Consider the following 20,794-nt stretch of genomic DNA (forward strand, 5'->3'; position numbering starts at 1 on the left):
TTTATTTTTCTGCTTTATAAGTATTTCATTCACCAAGCTGAACTTAGTGTATGAATATTTACTGTTTCGTTAAATCCACTTGTAGTTAGCTTGGTATAAGGTGATTCTGGAAATATAATCTCCGTAATGACAAGCTCGCCGTTATTGAAAAACAGCTCCAAAGAAGACCTGTCTATAAATACTCTGAGAGTCTTCAAGTCCAAGTCCAAATCAGGAATGGTGTGGAGATTTGCAAACTCTTTGCTAAACTCTGTCAGGCCGGACAGGCTTCTATCCACAGAAATCTCATTTCCCTTCTTACTTACTGTTACTTTTTCGCCATTATCATTGGACAAAATCAATTCAAATTCATCTGAATCCAGTTCTAGCTCTATTTCAGCCAGTTCATTGGAAATACTGATTTCCTTTCCTTTGAGCGATTCAGATAAATCCCTGATTTTTTCAATCTCAACTACAGGCCTTGACGCTAATAAATAATTGCCGTTGTTACCAAAAATCTCCAACGATCTCGGCAAGGTAGTGGCAGACCTCCAGACCTCGGTAGGTACCTCGTTGGCATACAACCAATTACTCATCCAGCCAATAAACAACCTTCTTCCGTCCTCTTTAGGTACATTGGACCAAGTCACTCCCGCATAGTTGTCCGCTCCGTAATCAAGCCATTTTACCTGCTCATCATCTGCTTTAAAATTTTTCCCATCGAAATCCCCTATAAAATATTGGGTACCAGAACCTCCATTGGGGCCGCCTGGATTGATACTCACAAAGAGTACCCATTTGTCATTACCATCAGGAGTCTCCAGCTTGAACAAGTCCGGGCATTCCCAGACACCTCCATATGCTGCCCAAGAAGGATTGTAATCACTTTGGTGTGTCCAGTCTATCAAATTTGGGGAACTGTAAAAGGAGACCTTATCCTTAACAGCAAGACTCATGATCCACTGACCGCCACCATTTTCGTCTTCGACCCAATCTACTTTTGGGTCACGGAAATCTTTTATTCCAGGATTCTTCAATACAGGATTCCCATCATACTTCTGCCAAGTCCTTCCCTTGTCAACACTATAGGCTATACCTTGTGTTTGGAAGTCAATTTTTCCCTCTTTCTCTGCTTCCGCATTATGATAGGTGAAAATTGCTACCAGAGGAGGGTTATCCTCAGTACCTAAACCAGAGGTGTTTTTGAGATCAGCAACAGCAGATCCTGAAAAAATAGTCCCATGCTCATCAGGAAAGATTGCTATTGGCTGATGCTCCCAATGTACCAAATCCTTGGAAATCGCATGACCCCAATGCATCGGCCCCCAGGTATTGCCCTCCGGATGATGCTGGTAAAACAAGTGATACTCTCCCTCATAGTAAACCATACCATTGGGATCATTCATCCAATTAGCAGGAGGAGTAAAGTGATATTGGGGACGAAAAGGCTCGTCAAAGGCTTTTACTTCGCCTTCTATAGCGGATGCGTCCTTTTCCTGAGGCTTGCAGGAAAACTGTACTATTGCCAATACCGCAAAAAGGTATTTAATATTCTTAATTTTCATAATGTTTTTATTTGAATCTTAACAGATCATGAAATTCCAGATAGGCAGTGATGCCTATATATCAATAGACTACATACCTATGGGTAACCAAAAGCATGTAGTCTATCAATTTTATCAGTATCCGGGATTTTGAGTATATACCCCTTTAGTAAAGTCTATTTCACGTTGGGGGATTGGGTAGTATTCATCCCTTCCTGCTGTGAACTTTGCGTTACTTAAGAAGTCTCTTCTCTGCTTCTCTGTATCCAAATATGCGTTTAGCACAGGAGCGGCTTCTCCCCACCTCACCAAATCGAAGAACCTATGGCCTTCCATGGCAAACTCAAGCCTTCTTTCAAATTTCAACACCTTAAGTGCAAAATCTTTACTTGGGAAAGAAGTGTAAGGGGATACCTTATAGACATCACTTGCTCCGGCAGCCAATGGTCTGGATGTACTTTGACCGGCCCGTTCTCGAATTTGATTGATAATTGGTAGTGCATCATTCCATTGATCCAGTTGGATCAATGCCTCAGCTTTGAACAGTAACACATCTGCATACCTGATGAAATCGATATTTTTGGATGTCCCCATGAATGGACCTTCCTTTACATAACAGCTACAATCTGGCGCTTGTTGCTCTTTCATATTTCCGAAATACCCATAAACTCCCGGATCTCTAGCCCAAGAAAAGTTGTAAACCATATCTCCTTGGCTATTGAGCGTGTTCCTGTACTTAAACGGTCTACCGGGAATACCTACTGTATGATCGAGTCTAGGATCTATTGTCACGCCTGATGCCAATGGAGTGGTTCCGTTCGGACTCACAGCATCAAATATGTTCTGGCTGTTGAAGTCATCCAATAATGGAAGACCCTGACTTGTTGTTTTGAATGCATTGACCATATTTTGGCTGGCAAGATGGAAGCCACAGCATCCATATAGATCCGTCCCGTGTGGCGAGTTCAATCCTGTCACATAACTAACTCTACTCACTGTGGTACCGTCATTGATTGAAAACTGGACTGCCCAAATGGATTCGGGACCATTATCAAATCCGTCCAAAAAATTATTCCCATAATCAGGTTCCAAAGATCCCTGCACTTCATCTGCATATCGGATCACTTCTTCCAATCTTTCTCTATTGATATTGACCACTTGGTGTTGGTCATCCTGCTCATATGCTTGATAAAGTCTCAGTTTAGCCAGATAGGCAGCAGCAGCGTTTTTGTTTGCACGTCCTGCTTCATCCTGAAACTGTGGCAAATTATCGTAAGCATACAAGAAATCCTCGGCAATTTTATTCCACAAATCATCATTCGGTAAGTCATTGGTGACTTGGGCAATTTCTTCCTGAGTCAGATCCTCTGTAATGATCGGGATTTTTTTGAAGAGCATTTTTAACATAAAGTGGGAATGCGCCCTCAAAAATCTCAACTCTGCCTGGCGGATTGTCTTATTTGGATAATCTTCCAAAGGGATATCGTTGATTACCTTCAAAGCAAAATTTGCTCTGGATATGGCCTTGTAATAATTTGTCCAAGTCCTTGGAGCCATGGCATCTCCCATGTCGGGAATAGTCAGGTTATATTGCTCATATCTGTCAATTTCGTTCACATCCCCTCGGCCGCCTCCACCCTTGTAGGCATCGTCAGACCTGACACTGCCATACACCCATAAGCTGGTGATAGACCCAATCATCTCGTCATTGCCAATCCCTGCATACGCAGAGATCACCAGTGACTCTGCATTGGCAGGTGTGCTGACATTTTCACTGGACAATACTCCGCGTGGTTCGTACTCAAGAAAATCTGAGCAAGAGAATGCGCTCATAAGAAAAACTAAGAAGAAGCTATATTTTAATGATTTTTTCATGATTTCTGTTGGTTAAAAACTGATACTTAAACCCAATGAATACACTGAAGGAACAGGGATTCTATTGACATCTGTACGCTCTGGATCCGAACCTATATAGTCCTTTGGAGTAAACCAGAAAAGGTTTTCTCCCTGAAGGTAAGCTCTCACACTACCCAAACCACTCACCTTTTGTACCACGGATTCCGGTAAAGAATACCCCAACTGTAGGTTTCTTATTTTGAAATACGAATTGTTTCTAAAGAGGTAATCCGAAGTCTGTGTGTCATTAAATGCTAGGGATAGTGCTGGAATATCCGTATTGGTATTCTCCGGAGTCCATGCATTCAGTACCCCAAGTCCTGCATTTTCTCTTCCCTGAGTGAAATTATTCCAGAAGATGTAGGGATCTTGACCGATTCTTCCTGTCACACCAGAACCGAAGATTGCAAAATCAAAATTTTTGTAATTCAAATTCACCCCAATGCCGTATTCCAATGCCGCAAGGGTGGTCCCGATGAAGTCTCTATCGTCAGCGTCGATAATTCCATCACCATTGAGATCAACAAACTTGATCCCCCCAGGTCGGGCTCCTATTTGGGTTGGACTACTGGTTACATCTTCCTGATTTTGAAAAAGTCCGTCAGCTTTGTATCCAAAAATCGAGAATTGGGACTGTCCAATAATGGAGTTTTGAGCTGTACCGGGAAAGGCCGCCCTCACTTCTTCAGGCAATTCTGTAATCTTATCCCTGAATGCACCAAAGTTGGTATTTACCGTCAAATTTATCCCATTGGCAAACTGCTTTTGATAACCCAACATCAGTTCCCAACCTTGAGTCTCAGTAGATGCGCCGTTCAGCACTCTTTGCTGCCCTTCTCCTATCACCGACGCAATCGGCGGCGTTGTCAGAATATCACTGGTATTTCTATGGAAATAATCAAAAGAACCTGTAACCGCATAATCAAATAAACTAAAATCCAAGCCTAGGTTTACTTCTTTAGTCGTTTCCCATTTCAAGTCAGGATTTTCTGCCTGGATGGAAACAAAACCGGAAGGGAGTGTACCAGTATCGTTTCCAGCGATATCATAGGCTGTACCCACATTGTAATAAAACTCAAAAAAACCTCCACCATATAGCGCTTGATTAGGCCCATATCTGGCTTCATAAAGACCAAACCTTGCCAAATCTCCAATCTCCTGATTACCCACTACACCATATCCTGCTCTAAATTTCAAATCCGAAATCTGAGAGATTTGCTTGATAAATTTCTCTTCACTTAATCTCCAGCCCACAGTCATAGCCGGAAATACACCATACCGGTTGTTTCTGCCAAATCTTGAAGAACCATCTCTTCTAATGGTGAAAGAAGCTAAATACTTATCAGATAAAGCATAGTCAATTTTCCCAAACTGAGATAACAGCCTATTTCCCGTAGTTCTTCCATTATTTGTTCTTGCTCCTGTTGCAGCATCCAATACAAAATAACTATCGGTTTCTACAGCAAAACCATCCGAAGTGGCAATTGTTGATGAGAAATCATCTCTAATTGCTTCTATCCCAGCCAAAATATCTATCCTGTGTATCCCTGATACTATTTTGTAATTAAGTGTATTGGAAAAGACCAGGCTAGAAAACTCATTGGTATCATGGATCAGTCTATTGTTTGATCTAGTAATAAACCCATTTTTTACCCTAGGCTCAATGTCTCTTCTGAAAAACGAACCATAATCGATCCCTACACTGGTTTTGAATGTCAAATTTTCAAGAATGTCCCACTCAGCAAATACGTTCCCGTAAAAATTATTCTTACGGTTATTGTCCCAACGATTTAAATACTGCATTAATAGGGGATTATTCCTATCAGAATAACCTGCTCCCAACGGCCCCGCAAACTCCCCATTTAAATCTCTTACCGGAATGGTTGGAGCTAAAGTAATAGCCAAGCCGGGAGTCGGTGCATTTCCCACATCTCTTGCTGCTGGTGTTTCATTTGAATTAGTGACCTGCATATTGATTCCAAATCTCAACTTGTCATCAAACAGGTAGGTATTGGCATTGATCCTTGCACTATATCTTTCAAAGTTTGTGTGCTTCATGATACCTGTGTTCTTCAAATGCCCCAGATTGATCATCAGTGATGACTTTTCAGTATTGGTTGACACAGTAACTTCATTGTTGAACACGTACCCTGTTTCATATATCTCATCCTGCCAATCGGTATCCCCAACAGGGACATTTGGATCACCTCCAACAAATGGTCTTTCAGATACAGAATTCAATACAGGGTTATCAAAATCACCGTTCCAATCAAAATTATAAATCTCGCCATATCCGGAATTGGGATCTGCCCCATCATTCACCATCGCCCTCCAAAGTACCTCTCCCCTTTGTCTTGAATTCAGCATTTCGTAGCGTTGCTGCTTTTCTGATTGTATGGAAAAATTGGAATTGATAGTCACGCTTAGGCTTTCTCCTCCTGACGCCCTCTTTTTGGTGGTCACCACAATCACTCCATTTGCTGCTCTAGATCCATATATGGACGATGCAGAGGCATCCTTCAATACCTGAATCGATTCAATTGCCTCTGGATTGAGACTTGCAAATACTTCAGGCCTTTTGGTAGGCACACCATCGATCACGTAAAGCGGGTCATTATTTCCCAGTGTAGAAACTCCCCTGATCAGGACTCTTGAACTGGCCCCAGAGGGATCACCGGATTTCTCCACCGTCAAGCCCGCCACTCTTCCCTGCAATGCTTGCATGGCATTACCGGAACTCATACTTTGACCTTTAACAGGCCCTAAATCTACCGATACAATTGCTCCTGTTACGTCTGCCTTTCTCTGACTGCTATAGCCTACTACAACGACCGCATCTAAATCAGAAATACTCTCTTCAAGTGTCACATCAATGATACTTCTATTGCCTACTGTCTCGGTCAATGAAATGTATCCTATAAAAGAAAACACCAAAGATTCTTCACCGGAAACAGACAAGCTATATGTCCCATCAATATCTGTCACAACTCCTCTTGTGGTCCCTTTCACAGAGACCGTCACCCCAGGGATCCCTTCCCCAAAGGTTTTGTCAGTTACCGTTCCTGTCACCTCTCTTTGTTGAGCCAAAAGAGGTGAAGCAAACAGAAACGCCAGAATGATTAGTAAAATTGGTTTTTTCATAGAATTAAGGGGTTTATTGTTGGATTAATCATTTTTAAAGACACGCACGGAGATCCGCTTTAGATTTATAAATAGGTTGAGTGTAAGTTGTTATAAATTCCTTCTGAATACATTCGAGTGATCTGCTCTTGGTTTCTGACATGATCTTCCATGGCCCTATGATCATGCTTGTCCCGAACAGCATAATAGCCGTTGCCAATCCCCAGTTAATTCCAGAACTAAATGATTGTGCTTTAACCCTTTGCTTATTGGGGAGTATTTGTAAAATAAATTGCCGGATAACAGTGACTTCTCCTAAAGCATGTATTACTATAAAGGCGCTTGTTAAAAATAAATTGAATACTGATGAGGCTTGTCCAAAAAATCCATACTCCATCATCCAGAGACTTAACATATAGCCTAGGCCAATCAACATCAGATGTCTTCTGCCTATCTTATCGATCATTGACAAGCAAATCCTACCTATCAGATTTACTTCAGAAATGACCACATTGTCAAATCCAGAGAGAAAGCCACTAGACGGCTTTGCCAAAGCATAATATATTGTTGTTCTATTCATTGGGCTTATTATTGAAGCCAATGTAGACCCATCACAAAATAAAATACTTTGAATGTGTGTCTAAAACTTACAAATTTGAATCACAGCACGATTTCATATTAAAAAATGGCCTATAGACTCTATGCAATCGATTTCGGGAGCTAATATCAAAATTCGATGATTTCAAATTTGTTCCAAAATTTCAAATTTGTTTCATTTCTGACCCTGGCTTTCCCTGAATTCACTTGGAGTATAATCAAATGCATTCTTGAAAACCGTCGAAAAATAAGCGGAAGTCTTAAAACCTGTTTTAAAGGCAACTTCTGCAATGCCGCAGTTGTCACTGATCAATAAATACTTTGCCTTTTTTAACCTGATTTTGACGATGTAGTCATTAACACTGTAGCCTAAGGTAGATTTGACTTTTCTATATAATTGCCCTCTTGATAAGCCCATTTCCTTGCCGATCTCGTTTACACCAAAATTTGGGTCACCAATATTCCGCTCTATCAAGGAAGTAAAGGCATTGACAAATTTTCTTTCTGACCTGTCCACTTGAGCTGTAGGATCAGACGCAGGCAATTCATGAAGATAATGAGATTTGATTTTTGACCTATTTAAAAGTAAGGTTCTGATGCGCTCTTTGACAAATGCCATGTTAAAGGGTTTGGTAATATAATCGTCAATGCCTGTCTTGACCCCTTTCAATTGATCATCATGAGAGGTTTTGGCAGAGATCACAATAATGGGAATTGGGGATGTCTTAGGATCAGCTTTCAGCTTTTTTATTAAATCCAGTCCATCTTCATTTTTCAGCATCAAGTCACAGGTGATCAGATCTGGTACTACGTCCATTGCGATTGAAAGTGCGGTTGTACAATCCCCTGACTCCAAAACCCTGTATTCCCCAGAAAGTCTTTTTTTGAGGTAGTTTCTAATCTCCGGATCATCCTCCACTATCAAGATTGTCTGCGCTAGATCAGGCTGTCTTTCCTCTTCCTCCAAATCATCATATTCAGAAATATAGGATTCGTGATCCAAAACTTGGCCGAGTGGGGAATCTTCTGATAATTCATCTGAAGTGAAATGCCCATTTCCCATCTTCAACCTAATTTCAAAGACAGTATTTTCTCCTTTGAAGCTCTTAGCTATAATCTTACCATGCTGAAGCTCTACCAACTCTTTGGCCAAGGCCAACCCCAAGCCGGTTCCTACCTTCCTCACTCCTGAACTCCCCTGATAAAATCTGTCAAACACATGCAAAACCTCCTCATGGTTCATTCCTTCTCCATTGTCCACCACCTCTATTACTACTTCGTACCTTGGCAGATCCTGGGAGACTTTCAGATAGACAAAACCCTTTCGGGGTGTAAACTTAAATGAGTTCGACAGCAAATTAAAAATCACCTTATCCATCATAGCAGGGTCAAACCAAAGCTTTATATTTGGCTCCTCACACATCAATTTGAAGCGAATTTGGTTGTCCTTTGCGGTTTTACTAAATACTGACAAGATGTCTTCCAAAAAAGGGATCAAGGCTTGTTGGGAGGCATTTATGGCCATTTTATCTCCATCTATTTTCCTGAAATCCATCAATTGATTCACTAATCTGAGCAACCTGTATGTGTTCTTCCTGATCAAAAACAAGTCACTTTTGAACACCGAGGCATCCTTATTCTGGAGCATTTCTTCAATAGGCCCTTGAATCAGGGTTAGCGGCGTTCTAAACTCATGTGAAATATTGGTGAAAAATTCAAGCTTTTGTTGGGTAGCATGTTCTGCCTGATTAGAATAGTCCAAGATTTTCTGTTGCTGCTCTAAGACTTCGTCATTTCTATTTTGAAGTTCTTTATTGATTTCCTGTTTGTCTTTCAGTGACTTGAAAACATAGGCCAAAGAGACTATAGCTACAAAAAGGGTAATCCCAAACACAATCAATAATCCTTTTTGGCTCTTGTAAATTTCAATTTGATTATCAATCATTTCACTTTGCCTGGAAATATTTGTCTGCTGATTGATAATTCTGTCAGTCTGCTGTTTCATGATCCTCACATTCGAAGAATCCACCGCAGCTGTTTGTAATAAATTTTCCTTCTGAAAGCTTTCTCTTTGTAATATCTTCCAAGCTACTTCTATCGCTTTATCACCCCCGGTTGGGTAAAAAAACGTTGCATTAAGAATTCCGTCAGTCACAGCCTGTAAGCCTGCATATGGCCCTGGTAAGGCATCAATCCCGATTACTTTTTTACCCTTTATCCTAAGTTCATCACAAATCTCCCTTGCTGAAATCGCCATCACATCGTTGTGGGCAAATATCATATCAAAGCCATGATTTGCTTCATCTGACAGATAGCTGCGCAGTCTCTCTTTCGCTACTTCCTTTTCCCACTCTCCTTCAAGCTGGTCTACTATCACATACTCTGATCCAGCTAAAGCATCTATCAGGCCCTGATGCCTATCCCTCGCAGGAGAACTTCCTCTGAGCCCCCATATCTCCAGGATTTTAATCTCTTTGTCAAAAATATTTCGAAGATATTGACCGGCTGTATAACCAATCTCATAATTATTGCCCCCTATATAGGCTGAATACTGATTAGAATTAATCTTTCTATCCACCACGATAACAGGAATGCCCGATCTAAAAACTTCCTCTACTATAGGAGTGATCGGCTGAGATTCATTAGGAGATACTATCAGTAAGTCAACTCCTTGCTTTTGAAATTCCCGGATTTGTGCTATTTGCAAATCATTATTCCCTTCTGCATCCTTTATTTCCAAACTGAGATTCGGATAAAAAGATAACTCCCTAAACATCTCCTCGTGCATTGCATGTCTCCAGGCATCATTAGCGACACATTGAGAAAATCCTATTACAAATTTCTCATCCCTTCGCTCTTCACAGGAAAGAAATAGGATAGATGTAATAGAAAATACCAGTACACTTAATGTTGGATAGAGCGAGCTCTTCATAAATAGTTTAAGGCTAGTAAAGCAAGTAAAGATAGAAAAGAATATAAAGGGAATATAAACACTCTTCTTGTCGAGATTCAGGTTTTTGACGAGCGTAGTTTTCCCTACCTGTCTTGGATCCGAGAGACCAACAGCTGAGAAAATGGAAGGTACTCCTGAAGCAATGGAAAATTACCGATCTTTTACCATGAAAATCGAAAGTTTAATCTACGTATTTCATGGTAAAAATTACAAAATAAGTGAAAGTCATGAGACTAGAAGTATACTAGATAAAATAGAAAATGCCTGATAAGATCTACCAGGCATCTATTTCCAAATGACGAAAGTTCCATTGTCAAAAACTCTGTCAACCCATCTTTTTGCGAGTACTAATCCTAAATGGTAAGTATAAGGGACAATAACTTATAAATGCGGTAGCTGCAAAAATCACCGCCAGAATACCCAATACTATTGCTAATGTTCCAGAAATTATCCCTGTGAAGTACAACACAGCTATGCTAACCGCAATTAGCAAACGAATGATTTTGTCAGCAGACCCCATGTTCTTTTTCATCTATTTATAATTTGTTTTTAAAGGCCACATGCAATCTTGCAAAATTGATAATCATCCCTCTGTTTATCGCTTGAGTTATGCCTGCCTGTCCGGTAGGGAGGCTCGATTTCATGACTGTTAGTATTGATTCACTAAAACCACCTCACATTAATCCAAAAAGTAATTGAGCGAATTTCTCGCCCAACTGCCTTCTCAAATACTTTGACTGACATTCTGGTATGTTCCGCCATTGATGACATTTTGGAAGCCGTTCTGCTCCAGAATGATTTTTGCCTGACTGCTTCGGTTGCCACTTCGGCAGAATACCACAATGTTTTTCTTTCCTTTGAACTTTGACAATTGGCTGCCAATCCTATCTAAAGGAATATTGACAGCGCCTTTCACACTTCCAGACGCAAACTCACCAGAAGAGCGTACATCCACTAGAAATGCTCCTTCTTGTATGACTTCCGACAATTTACTATTGTCTGTAGTTCCGAATATTGCTGAGAAAAACCCCATATCTATTATTTGTTAGTTGTTACAAAATTACGAGTGCAATTTCCGTAGGAAAGCTCTAGTAAACAGCGACTTTTGTCACATAGAGCGCATAGAGTGATCTTACCTCTTAATTGGAAAATTTGATTCACTGATTTAAACCAATATTCTTTATCCAAGCTTTTTTTTAATCGGTGTGAAGGGGAAAGGCAAATCCTTTTAACTTTCAGGATAGCATTATACCTCTACCTTATGAATTCGAGCGTGACGATGAAAGTCACACACTTGGATGATTATCTTCCAAGCGAGATTCATCCCGATGGCTATCGGGATGACCTCTAAAAACAATTATAAACACATGAAAAAACTATTACTCTTATCATTATTCGTTTTTTCGATCACCACCAGCTCTTGGGCGCAGATTCAAACCCCTGAGCAGTTTTTGGGCTACAAACCAGGAGATCGGTTCACTCCCCATCATCGCATGGTTGTTTACTTTGAGCATATCGCAGCAAACAACCCCAATGTCCAGCTCATTCAATACGGAGAAACCAATGAAAAGCGACCGCTAATAGTCGCAATTCTATCCAGTGCTGAAAACATGGCGGATCTGGAGCAAATCCGTACTGACAACCTCAGGCGCACAGGCATGATGGACGGCGAGCCTTCGACTTCTGTTCCGATCAACTGGATGTCTTTCAATGTCCATGGGAATGAGTCTGTGGGAATGGAAGCCGCGATTTCATCATTTTATACTTTGGCAAATCCTGAAAATGCTACCTCTCAGGAATGGCTAAAAAACCAGGTCGTAATCATCGATCCCTGTATCAATCCCGATGGCCGTGATCGCTACTCTAACTGGTACAACCAGAAAATGAATACAACGCTTCAGCCGGATTTGCAATCTGTGGAGCACAACGAGCCTTGGCCAGGCGGACGTGCAAATCACTATTTGTTTGATTTAAATAGAGACTGGGCATGGCAAGTGCAAGTAGAATCTCAGGCAAGAATGAAGCTTTACAATCAATGGATGCCGCAATTGCATTTGGATTTCCACGAGCAGGGAATCAACAATCCGTTCTACATGGCTCCAGCTGCTGAGCCACTTCATGAGCAGTTGACCCCGTGGCAGCATGAGTTTCAGGATACTTTTGGAAGAAATACTGCCAAATACTTCGATGAAGCTGGAAGATTTTACTTCACAAAAGAACGCTTTGATCTGCTATATCCTTCCTATGGTGATTCCTACCCAATGTTCAATGGCGCTATCGGAATGACCATCGAGCAAGGCGGTGGCGGTCAAGCCGGGATTGGCGGATTTAATGCGGTGGGAGATACAGTGACGTTGAGCTACAGAATCCAAGGCCATTACACCGCGGCGATGTCCGCAGCCGAAGTAACCAGCAAAAACGCTGAAAAATTGCTTTCTGAGTTTCAGAAATTCTTTGATGAGAGCTTTACAACTCCAAAAGGTCAATACAAAAGCTTTGTGATCAAAGGAGAAAGTAATCAAGCCCAAGTAGCAAAACTCCTTGAACTCCTGGACAAAAACGGAATTAAATATGGCAAAGCAGGTACAAAATCAGGCCTAAAGGGTTTCTCTTATGGATCCGGGAAAAGTGAATCTTTCTCTATCGGCGAGGACGACATTATTATCAATGCCTATCAGCCAAAGGCCGTTTTGACGCAGTTATTATTTGAACCAAATCCTGCCTTGCATGATAGTATCACTTACGATATTACAAGTTGGTCTATGCCGTATGCTTACGGGCTGAAAGCTTATGCGCTAGAAACCCGTGTCAATGCAGCTGGTGACTATGAGAAACCTGTGTTCTCCGAGAACGTCACCGGCAAAACACCGGTAGCATATATTGCGGCATGGGAAGGAACCCGTGACGCTGCATTTCTTTCTACTTTGCTGACTGCGGATATTCGGGTGAAATACAATGAATTTCCTTTCGAATTGGAAGGAAAAAGCTTTCCGGCAGGATCACTGCTGATCACCAAGGGAGGCAATGAATATGTACCGAACTTCGATCAGAAAGTAGTTGAGATCGCCAATAAATTTCAAGTCACATTGGCCACTACCATGAGCGGCTATGTTGATAAAGGCAAAGATTTTGGCTCACCAAATATCCGTATCATCCAAGCACCAAAAGTAGCCCTAGTAGGTGGGGAAGGTTCAAATTCCCTGAATTACGGAGCTATCTGGCACTTTTTCGAAAAGGACTTAAATTACCCTTTGGTGAATCTGGAGCTGAATAATATAGCCCGTTACGACCTGAGCAAATACAATGTACTCATCATGCCCTCCATGCGAGGTGGGGGACTAAGCGAACAAGCCCAGAAAAATTTGATGGAATGGGTTCGCGCTGGCGGAAAGTTGATCGCAATTGATGGAGCACTGAACCTCTTTGCCGATAAAGAAGGCTTCGGGTTAAAGACTTTTGATAGCGATGATGACAAAAAAGCAGCGGAAAAAGTAGCAGATTCCCTGGCCAAAGCCGAACGCCTTGCTCCTTACCAAGAAGGTGAACGCGTAGCGATTTCAGGAGGCGCAGCGGGAGCAATCTATCAGGTGACTATGGATGAAACTCATCCACTCGGCTATGGAACTGGAGGAAAATACTACACGCTCAAAAATAACTCAAGCAAATTCGCTTACCTAAGCAATGGTGTAAATGCTGGAATAATCGCAAACAATGATGCCTATAGAACTGGATACATCGGCTTCAAAATCAAATCAACCATGGGCGAATCTATGGCAATTGGCGTCGAAGACGCAGGTCGTGGCGAAATCGTTTATTTTGTGGATGATCCGATTTTCAGAGGTTTCTGGGAAGCAGGAAAACTGATTTTGAGCAATGCGATCTTTATGGTCGGACAGTAAGATAGATACAAGAGCTTAGATTCAAGAAGCTAGAATTAAGTGAGATTTTATATTTATAAATATCAAGACCGGCTGCTGAAAAGTGGTCGGTTTTTTTGTACTTCCAATCTATTTTTTCATTTTGAAACAATATTTGTTCACTTAAATAATACTGCTCAGAGAATTATCCCCGAACTGCATTACTTAAGAAATACCTCAGTATATTTTGCTCACAATCAAATCTTTACGACAAACCCAAAATCCATGAAAAATAATAGACGCGAATTCTTTAAGAAAGTCGGTGTAGGTACTGCCGGATTCGGTTTGGCCGCTACAGTACCTTTTCCCTCACAAGCCAATCCAATTCTCAAACCCATTGCCAACGGCGACCAATTTCTTCAAATCGGAGATGATATTGCCATAGCGAATACGGATTCAGGTAAAGTCAGAGGCTACATCCTCAATGATATCTATACTTTTTTAGGTGTTCCCTACGGTGCAGATACTTCTGGTAAAAATCGATTTATGCCTCCCCAAAAGCCTGCTCCTTGGACGGATGTGAAACCAACCATCTGGTGGGGAAATACCGCTCCTCAGATTATGGATAATCGCTATGCTAGCCCGGATTACTCCTTTGCCGATCATTGGAATTATGATGATGTAAGTGAAGATTGTCTCAAATTAAATGTCTGGACCCCTGCTCTGGACAGCAAGAAGAGACCTGTTTTGGTTTGGCTGCATGGCGGTGGATTCACCAATGGAAATGGGATAGAGCAAGACGGTTACCACGGTGAAAATCTCAGCAAAAACGGAGATATGGTATTCGTCTCCATCAATCATAGACTTGGACCAATCGGCTTCACGGATCTCTCCGGCGTAGGCGGATCCAAATACGCTCACTCTGGCAATGTCAGCCAACTGGACATTATCGCTTCCCTTGAGTGGGTACGCGACAACATAGCTAATTTCGGAGGCGATCCGGGAAATGTCACTATTATGGGCCAGTCTGGCGGCGGTGCCAAAGTTACTACGACAATGGCAATGCCTGCTGCAAAAGGACTGGTGCACAAAGGTGTCGCACTCAGTGGATCCATGCTTCAGGCTTCTAATCAGGAATATTCCCAAACTCTGGGAGAATATGTGATGAAAGAGGCAGATCTGACTCCTGAAACTGTGGATAAGTTGCAAGAAATGACTTGGAGAGAGTATATAGACATCGCGAATAAAGCCATGGCAAAAATGCGCAAGGATCATCCGCTGCCTGGTTTCAGAGGTGGCTTTAGCCCAACGGCGGACGGGGTAAATATTCCGAAAGGTGAGTTTTTCTCAGAAGAAAGTGGATTGGCTTCCGATATCCCATTGATGATCTGCACCACGTTCCATGAATGGAATCCTACACGGACATCACCGCAATTGGAGGAAATTGACTGGGCGGGAGTAGCTGAGAAATTGAACCCTAACTTTGGCGAAGCCACTGACAAAATAATAGCAGCTTACCGCAAAGACTTCCCAGAAGCCTCTCCTGCTGATCTTTGGGCTATGATTTTGTCGAATAGAAAAGGGGCAATCAACACCGCAAATGCGAAATCCAAGCAAAACGCTCCCGTTTATTTAGCGTGGTTTGGCTGGGAACCTAAGTTGTATTCAGGTAGAATGAAAGCATTCCATTGCATAGATATTTGTTTTTGGTTTGATAACACCGACCGAATGTACACTCATACCGGTGGTGGAGATCGACCTAGAAAGCTCTCCAAGAAAATGTCTGCCTCGCTCTTGGCTTTTATGAAAACCGGTGATCCTAATGCTGGAGCACTTCCCACATGGAAGGCATATTCTCCTGAAAACGGCGAAACGATGATTTTAAATGACACAGCCGTTCTGAAAAACAAACCGGATGCGAATGGGTTGGCAGCTTTGCCAGCTTAATTTCTCTTTTATCTAAAGTTGAAAGCACAGAATTGATGTAGTTCTGCGCTTTCATTTTGCACATCTGCATGTGCATATTTGTATTATTTTGCATATCTACTTGTGCATTTATTTATATATTTGCACAAATGATTGTGCAATGGAAGAATTACTGGATGTTTCTAATTTACTGATTGACAATTCGAGGATTGATTTCAAGCGGTATTTATACGAACAAATAGATTGGAGTGAAAGACTCTTAGGAATAAAAGGTGCTAGAGGAACAGGAAAGACGACTTTAGTATTTCAATACCTTAAAGAGAAAAAATTGGAAGGAGTTCAAGTTTCCTATTTCTCATTAGACGAGCTGTTTTTCCTCTCCAATAGCATACTTGACACAATCAAGAGATTTTATCAATCTGGAGGGAAAATCGTTGCGTTAGATGAAGTTCACAAATATCCCACATGGTCTAAAGAAATTAAAAATCTCTACGATAGATATCCTGACTTGCAGATCGTTTTTACAGGGTCGTCGATTGTTGATATAAGCAAAGAAGAAGGTGATTTAAGCAGAAGAGCTGTGATGTATGAACTGCATGGTTTATCTTATCGTGAATTTCTAAGGTTATATCACGATCAAGATTTACCAATAATCAATCTTGATCAAATCCTTGATCCTGACATAAATATCAGGACATTGCTCCCAACGGGTTTCAAACCACTCCAGTATTTTTCTGACTATCTCAGAAGTGGCTACTATCCTTTCTTTGGCTCAAATGAAGAGATGTATTTCCAAAAACTACGACAACTCATACGTGCAATTGTAGAATATGACATGGCGGAAATTCGCGGTTTTGATATTAGAAATGGAAAAAAAATACTCCAACTTCTCTATATCATAGCTCAGCAGGGTCCTTTCAAACCCAATATTTCGGCGTTGGCAGAGAAAACACAAATTCACCGTAACTCCATGGGCAGCTACTTATTATATCTTGCTGAGGCAAGGCTCATAGATCTCCAGTATCCAGCGAGAATCAGCGTAGCCACTCTTCAAAAACCGGAAAAAGTATTCTTGAACAATACCAATTATCTCTATGCAATGAGTGAAGTAAAACCAGAAATAGGCACAGTAAAAGAGACCTTTTTCAATAGCATCACTAAAGTGAATCACAGAGTAAATTTTTCCAAAACCGTGGACTTTTTAGTTGATAATCAATTTAATTTCGAGATTGGAGGAAAAGGAAAATCAACTAAGCAAGCCACAACAAAGAGCACGTGGATTGTCAAAGATGATATTGAGTACCCAACAGGACAAAGTGTGCCTTTGTGGATCTTTGGGTTTTTGTATTGACACATATGACATTTTCAAAGTACAATCAACTAAAATTTTAACAAGTCACTAACCTGATTTTTGTGCCCAGTCATTTGATTTCACCTAAATTGAGAAAATTAAACACATACCTATGACTGATTTCAGAAATTACAATGTCCCCTATGAGATCTCTCCTGCGTTCTCTAAAAAAGTCGCTTATTTTTCCATGGAATTTGCCGTGCACCAACCTCTGAAAATCTACAGTGGGGGGTTGGGTTTCTTGTCTGGATCACATTTGCGCAGCGCATACGAACTCAAGCAAAACCTAATAGGAATTGGTATCCTGTGGAAGTACGGTTACTACGATCAAAGCAGAAATCAGGATCAGACCATGAAAGCGGAGTGGTATGAGAAAATCTATAGCTTTCTCGAAGACACTGGTATCGTGTACCAAATCATAATCCACGGCAGCCCTGTATGGGTAAAGGCCTGGTATTTGGCTCCCCAAACTTTTGAAAGTGCCCCGCTCTTCCTTTTAAGTACGGATTTGCCAGAAAACGACTATTTAAGCCAGACGATCACACATCGTTTATATGATTCTGATACTGCCGCAAAAGTTGCCCAATTTATACTGCTGGGAATAGGCGGAGCTAGATTACTAGACGAATTGAATTTCAACCCAGATGTCTATCATCTCAATGAAGCACATGGCTTGAGTTCTGTTTTTCACCTTATGCGGAAATTCGGTTCCAAAGAAGAAGTGAAAAAACGATTGGTATTCACTACCCACACTCCCGAAGAAGCAGGAAATGAAAAACATGACATTTATCTCTGCGAGCAAATGGGCTACTTCAATGGCTATAGTATTGACGAAGTCCGTGAGCTGACAGGAATGGAGGGAGGTCTTTTCAATCACAGTTTGGCTGCATTTAGATTTGCCCGCAAGGCCAATGGTGTGAGCAAACTGCATGGTGAAGTGAGCCGACAAATGTGGAGCAAATACTCTGATATTCCAGAGCTCACCTCGATTACCAATTCCCAGAATTATAATTTCTGGGCAGATAAGCAGCTATATCAGTATATGAAAGAAGGCAATGCTGAAAAATTTGATGACAGAAAAAGGTTTTTGAAAAAACGTGCATTTGAGATTGTAGCTGATCAGACCGGGCAGCTTCTTAATCCGGATGTGTTGACTGTTGTCTGGGCGAGACGATTTGCTGAATATAAGAGACCTGATCTAATTACCCGTGATTTGAAAAGATTTGAAGCGCTTCTCAATAATACCGACAGACCTATACAGGTAATTTGGGCAGGAAAGCCCTATCCGTCAGATTATGGAGCCATTTCCATTTTCAACCAACTTGTGCACCTAAGCAAAAAATATCCAGGTGTAGCTGTTTGTGTTGCGTATGAATTGAGTCTCAGTAAGAGACTAAAGCAAGCCGCAGATATTTGGCTGAATAATCCCCGAGTTCCTCGTGAAGCAAGTGGCACTTCAGGAATGACAGCCTCAATGAACGGCGCAGTAAATTTCAGCACCTATGATGGATGGATATGCGAGTTCGCAGAGCATGGCAAAAACAGCTATATCGTCCCAGCAGCAGATTATCATAACATCAGCATTCCAGATCAAGATGCTTTCGATCTGGAGAATCTCTATCAGGTACTCGAAAACGAAATTGTCCCAACATACTATGATGATAAAAACAAGTGGAGATCAATCCTTCAGCAGGGTATGAAAGATGTAGATGACACCTTCGAAAGTAATAGAATGGTAAGGGAATATTATGAGCTTATGTATAATTCTTAGCCAAGGGATTTAAACTAGCGAAACAAAAGTGGGGGGGGGGTTTGTCGAGGCCGCGGTTTTTTTTTTTTTTTTTTTATTATTGTTACAATTGTTTTTTAAAAACGCAAAAAAATGGGGCGGTTTTCATAACACCCCCCCACTTTTTGATTTTTTTTAATCTGTATGTCCTTATAAGTGCACATTCAAGAATTATGACATGTTTTAGCTGAAAAATCCCCCTTGCCCCCTTTTAGAAAGGGGGAATTGCCAAATTTGAACCTCGTGCATTGATTCCAAATATAACTTTCGATTTGGCGGATGCAATCATTTCTTAATACCCCGGATTTTGATCTGTTTGTGGATCTAGGGATTTGTTAAAATTCAGTTCGTCTAGGGGAATAGGCCATAGATAATGCCTCTCTGAGATCGTGATACCTTTGTTTTTCATGACAAATTCTTCCGCTCTTCTCGTTCGCTTCAGATCCAGCCAGCGCTTACCCTCAAACTGCGTTTCGTATGCTTTCTCCTGAAGCACTGCACCTATAAATTCATCCACATCAGAAATAGCTAAATCCTTTTCACTTACTTCATTTGGATCTAATCCGAAAGCCCTCCTTCTCACCATATTCAATGCTTCCAAAGCTTCAGGATTTACAGCTCCACTGTACCGAGCGTCGGCCTCTGCATAAATAAGTAGCAGTTCCGGGTAGCGATAAACAGGCTGATTGTTCCCTGCACCTGTATTATCAGGTGCTTGGGGTTCTATGTATTTCCCATTCACAATGGTAGAATCCCCAAGTCCAAAATCTATTATCTGCCAAAGCTCCTTTCGCAAGTCTCCATCTTCCCATTCCGCATAAAACGGGTTCCGAGCATCTCCATAATGGGCATATGCACCACCAAAATTATAGAAACCAGTACTCGGGTGATTCAGAATCCAAGGCAAACCATTGCCTTGACCAGTCTGCCGTGCAAACTGAAAAACAAAAATTTCCTCCGATGTAGTAATCAAATCAGGCCCGAATATTTTCACTTGGATATCTTCTACGGTTTCTATTGGTACCAAAGAATAAACCCCAGAATTAATGACCTCATTAGCCAATTCAGCAGCCATATCATATTCTTCCAGTTGAAGATATACATCTGCCAAAAGTGTTTTAGCGGCCATTTTACCAGGTCTTCCAACAATAGCTGGCACATCTGGAAGATTCATTTCTGCATCTTGCAAATCTGCAATAATGAGCTCATAGATTTCTTCCGGACTGGCCTTCGGTACATCCACATCTTCCAAATTCAGGTCTGTTCTCAGCGGAACTCCGCCCCAATTTCTCACTAAATCAAAGTAAGTCAGAGCCCTCAGAAATTTGGCCTCAGCAACAAACTGCATGCGCTCATCTTCGGCAGCTTCAGTAGCTAAAGGTGCATTTTTGATGACTAGATTTGCATTCCTAATTCCCTGATAAAAGCTGTTCCACCTACTTGCGGCAGCATTTATATTTGTAGGGTTGAAACCCTCAAAATCATTGTACTGTGCTCGGCTCCCTCTGCCGTATCCCCAATCTGTATGCACACTGAGAATAGCAATCTGCTCAGATCGTACCATTCTCAGCGGGAAATAAACAGCATTGACAGCTGCCTGTAAGTCTCCACGCGTTTGATAGAAATTCTCTATGACGATGGTTTTTGGCTCTTCTTCCAAAAGAGATTCACATGAGGAAAATAACAACATGGAGCAAATGGCTAAGCAAAAGATGTTGGAATTGCTTAGCAGATTTCGATAGAAATTCAATTTAGAAAAGTTAGTTAGCGTTTGCATGTGAT

General features: G+C 41.3%; 13 protein-coding genes. 5 read left to right on the plus strand and 8 right to left on the minus strand.

Annotated elements, in window-relative coordinates; translation table 11 throughout:
- Positions 1–29: 29 nt before the first annotated feature.
- The 5 genes from SYJ56_RS01035 to SYJ56_RS01055 all read right to left on the minus strand — a co-directional run bounded on the left by SYJ56_RS01035 (position 30) and on the right by SYJ56_RS01055 (position 10,068).
- A complete protein-coding gene (locus tag SYJ56_RS01035; protein WP_323831580.1) occupies positions 30–1,544 on the minus strand; it encodes a glycoside hydrolase family 32 protein in 1,515 nt (504 codons plus the stop codon).
- A 114-nt stretch (positions 1,545–1,658) separates the two neighbouring features.
- The gene (locus tag SYJ56_RS01040; protein WP_323831582.1) at positions 1,659–3,398 is read right to left on the minus strand and encodes a RagB/SusD family nutrient uptake outer membrane protein; all 1,740 of its coding nucleotides are present in this window, start codon (positions 3,396–3,398) and stop codon (positions 1,659–1,661) included.
- A gap of 12 nt (positions 3,399–3,410) precedes the next feature.
- Complete coding sequence (locus SYJ56_RS01045; protein ID WP_323831584.1) at positions 3,411–6,560, minus strand: SusC/RagA family TonB-linked outer membrane protein; 3,150 nt, start codon at positions 6,558–6,560, stop codon at positions 3,411–3,413.
- A 34-nt stretch (positions 6,561–6,594) separates the two neighbouring features.
- Positions 6,595–7,119, minus strand: coding sequence for an MFS transporter (locus SYJ56_RS01050; protein ID WP_323831586.1), 525 nt, complete (start codon positions 7,117–7,119; stop codon positions 6,595–6,597).
- Positions 7,120–7,311: 192 nt separating this feature from the next.
- Entirely contained in the window at positions 7,312–10,068 is a 2,757-nt protein-coding gene (locus SYJ56_RS01055; RefSeq protein WP_323831588.1) for a hybrid sensor histidine kinase/response regulator transcription factor, read from the minus strand.
- 142 nt (positions 10,069–10,210) lie between these two features.
- Here SYJ56_RS01055 and SYJ56_RS01060 point away from each other — a divergent pair, with 142 nt between their 5' ends.
- Complete coding sequence (locus SYJ56_RS01060; RefSeq protein ID WP_323831590.1) at positions 10,211–10,357, plus strand: hypothetical protein; 147 nt, start codon at positions 10,211–10,213, stop codon at positions 10,355–10,357.
- 57 nt (positions 10,358–10,414) lie between these two features.
- Here SYJ56_RS01060 and SYJ56_RS01065 read toward each other — a convergent pair whose 3' ends face one another.
- Entirely contained in the window at positions 10,415–10,621 is a 207-nt protein-coding gene (locus SYJ56_RS01065) for a YgaP family membrane protein (protein ID WP_323831592.1), read from the minus strand.
- A 192-nt stretch (positions 10,622–10,813) separates the two neighbouring features.
- Positions 10,814–11,122 (minus strand): rhodanese-like domain-containing protein, encoded by a 309-nt coding sequence (locus SYJ56_RS01070; protein WP_323831594.1) that lies wholly within the window; start codon positions 11,120–11,122, stop codon positions 10,814–10,816.
- Between the two features lie 334 nt (positions 11,123–11,456).
- On the opposite strand from SYJ56_RS01070, the gene SYJ56_RS01075 reads away from it, so the two are divergent.
- The 4 genes from SYJ56_RS01075 (at position 11,457) to glgP (ending at position 18,994) form a co-directional block, all read left to right on the plus strand.
- Positions 11,457–13,988 (plus strand): M14 family metallopeptidase, encoded by a 2,532-nt coding sequence (locus tag SYJ56_RS01075; RefSeq protein ID WP_323831595.1) that lies wholly within the window; start codon positions 11,457–11,459, stop codon positions 13,986–13,988.
- Positions 13,989–14,231: 243 nt separating this feature from the next.
- Positions 14,232–15,893 carry a carboxylesterase/lipase family protein gene (locus tag SYJ56_RS01080; protein ID WP_323831597.1) on the plus strand — a complete coding sequence of 554 codons (1,662 nt, stop codon included), beginning with the start codon at positions 14,232–14,234 and terminating at the stop codon, positions 15,891–15,893.
- 139 nt (positions 15,894–16,032) lie between these two features.
- On the plus strand, positions 16,033–17,223 hold the full coding sequence (locus SYJ56_RS01085; RefSeq protein WP_323831599.1) for an ATP-binding protein: 1,191 nt from the start codon (positions 16,033–16,035) through the stop codon (positions 17,221–17,223).
- Positions 17,224–17,335: 112 nt separating this feature from the next.
- Positions 17,336–18,994 (plus strand): alpha-glucan family phosphorylase, encoded by a 1,659-nt coding sequence (gene glgP, locus SYJ56_RS01090; protein WP_323831600.1) that lies wholly within the window; start codon positions 17,336–17,338, stop codon positions 18,992–18,994.
- 310 nt (positions 18,995–19,304) lie between these two features.
- On the opposite strand, the gene SYJ56_RS01095 is transcribed toward glgP, so the two are convergent.
- Positions 19,305–20,789, minus strand: coding sequence for a RagB/SusD family nutrient uptake outer membrane protein (locus SYJ56_RS01095; protein WP_323831602.1), 1,485 nt, complete (start codon positions 20,787–20,789; stop codon positions 19,305–19,307).
- Positions 20,790–20,794: the final 5 nt, after the last annotated feature.

The sequence above is a fragment of the Algoriphagus aurantiacus genome (assembly GCF_035156405.1).
In the GTDB taxonomy this organism is placed as follows: domain Bacteria; phylum Bacteroidota; class Bacteroidia; order Cytophagales; family Cyclobacteriaceae; genus Algoriphagus; species Algoriphagus aurantiacus.